Annotated in this window: 3 protein-coding genes; all 3 read left to right on the top strand. The window is 69.1% G+C overall.

Features of this window, described 5'->3' with window-relative positions; all coding sequences use genetic code 11:
* Positions 1-127: 127 nt before the first annotated feature.
* Positions 128-427 carry an STAS domain-containing protein gene (locus tag V7D28_RS15140; protein WP_333588211.1) on the top strand — a complete coding sequence of 100 codons (300 nt, stop codon included), beginning with the start codon at positions 128-130 and terminating at the stop codon, positions 425-427.
* Entirely contained in the window at positions 424-789 is a 366-nt protein-coding gene (locus V7D28_RS15135; protein WP_333588210.1) for a response regulator, read from the top strand. Before V7D28_RS15140 ends, V7D28_RS15135 begins: the two co-directional genes overlap by 4 nt.
* A 63-nt stretch (positions 790-852) precedes the next feature.
* On the top strand, positions 853-1,873 hold a 1,021-nt coding region (locus V7D28_RS15130), incomplete at its 3' end, for an Hpt domain-containing protein (RefSeq protein WP_333588209.1).

The raw sequence follows: 1,873 nt of genomic DNA, 5'->3' as shown, positions 1-1,873 counted from the left end.
GATGAAGACCACCTCGCGGGAAGGCTCGGCCGTGCGCAAGCCCGAGCCGTCTGTCGAGAGCGAAGGTTGGGAAGAGTTTTAAGGATTTTCACCTTAACTCGCTCGCATAGTTTGGGGGAACGACCCGATGTCCGATGTCGAGACTTCCGCAGCCGAGGTCAGTCTGAGCCCTGTGCTCGACCTGCAGGCCGCTGAACCTCTCCGCGCAGAGCTGATGGCCCTGCGCGGGCGACCCCTGAGGGTCGACGCATCCCAGGTCAGCCGCATGGGCGGGCTTTGCCTGCAGGTGCTGCTTTCGGCGCGGGCCAGCTGGGCCGAGGACGGCATGTCCTTGCGCGTCGAGGCGCCCTCAGAAGGTTTTCTTGAGCAACTGGCCGCCTTCGGCGCGCCGCAGATCGACTTCGAACCCGAGGGGGCAAACCTGTGAGCAAGACTGTCCTGACCATCGACGATTCCCGGACCATGCGCGAAATGCTGAACATGGCGCTGGTCCAGGCGGGCTACCGCGTCATCCAGGCCGTGGATGGCGTGGAAGGCCTGGAGGTGCTGCGCGCCGAAGGCGCTGATGTGGTGATCACCGACATCAACATGCCCCGGCTGGACGGCTTCGGCGTGATCGAGGGCGTGCGCGCCGATCCGACCCACCGCGCCACCCCCATTCTCGTTCTCACCACCGAGAGCGACGCCACCAAGAAGGAACGCGCCCGCGCGGCGGGCGCCACCGGCTGGATCGTCAAGCCGTTCAACCCGACCAAGCTGGTGGACGCCATCCGCCGGGTGGCCGCCTAAGCCGGGCCTGGGGGCCGCAAGCGGCCGCCAGAACCGCCTCCCAATAGAGTCCGGAGCACAACCGTGGACCCATTCGAGAGTATCAAGGCGACCTTCTTCCAGGAGTGCGAGGAGCTGCTGACCGACATGGAGTCGGGGCTGCTCGCCATGGAAGCCGGCGACGACGACTCCGAAACGATCAACGCGGTGTTCCGCGCGGTCCACTCTGTGAAGGGCGGCGCGGGCGCCTTCGGCCTCGAGGCCTTGATCCGTTTCGCCCACGTCTTCGAGACCGTGCTGGACGAGATGCGCTCCGGGCGGTTGGGGCTCAATGAGGAGGTCTCGCGGGTTCTGCTGCGCGCCTCCGACGTCCTGGCCGACCATGTCCAGGCCGCCCGCAACGGCGGCGCGGTGGACGAGGCCCGCAGCACCACCATGATCGCCGAACTCCAGGGCCTGATCAGCCAGGAGCGCGCCGCCGAGCTCGGCCTGGACGGCGAGGGTGATGACGCCCCCGAAGAGGACTTCGGCTTCGTGCCCGTGGTCCTCAGCCTGGACGAGCCGGCTGCAGACGCGGCGCTGCCGGCAGACATTGCCGGCCTGCTGGCCTCCGTCGAAGCCGAGGCGGCGCCTGAGGCGCCGGCGGCCGTCGAGGCGCCTTCCGACGCCGGCCCCGGCTGGCGGGTGGTCTTCCATCCGCGCACAGAAATGTACGCCAAGGCCAACGAGGCGGGCCTGGTCCTGCGCGAGCTCTCCCGCCTGGGACCGGTGGAGATCAGCCTGGAGACGGGCGCTGTTCCGCCCCTGGACCAGCTGTCCGCCGAGCAGGCCTATCTGACCTGGACGATCATCCTGCGCGCCGACGCCACCGAGGCCGAGGTGCGCGAGGTCTTCGAGTTCGTCGAGGACGACTGCGATCTGACCATCGAACGCCTGGGAGAGACTGCGGACGCCGCGGACGCCGCCCCGACGGCGGACGGAGACGACAGCGACGCCTCGGCCGCGGCCGTGGAGGCCGCCGCCAACGCGCCCCTCGATCTGGACGCCCTGCTCTCGCGGGTCCAGCAGGACCCCGCCCCCGAGGCCGCCGCGGCCCCTGAAGCTG

Origin of the sequence: Phenylobacterium sp. (assembly GCF_036723115.1) — a bacterium.
In the GTDB taxonomy this organism is placed as follows: Bacteria; Pseudomonadota; Alphaproteobacteria; order Caulobacterales; family Caulobacteraceae; genus Phenylobacterium.
The sequence above is the reverse complement of the archived record's forward strand: the minus strand, read 5'-3'. Positions and strand labels throughout refer to the sequence as shown.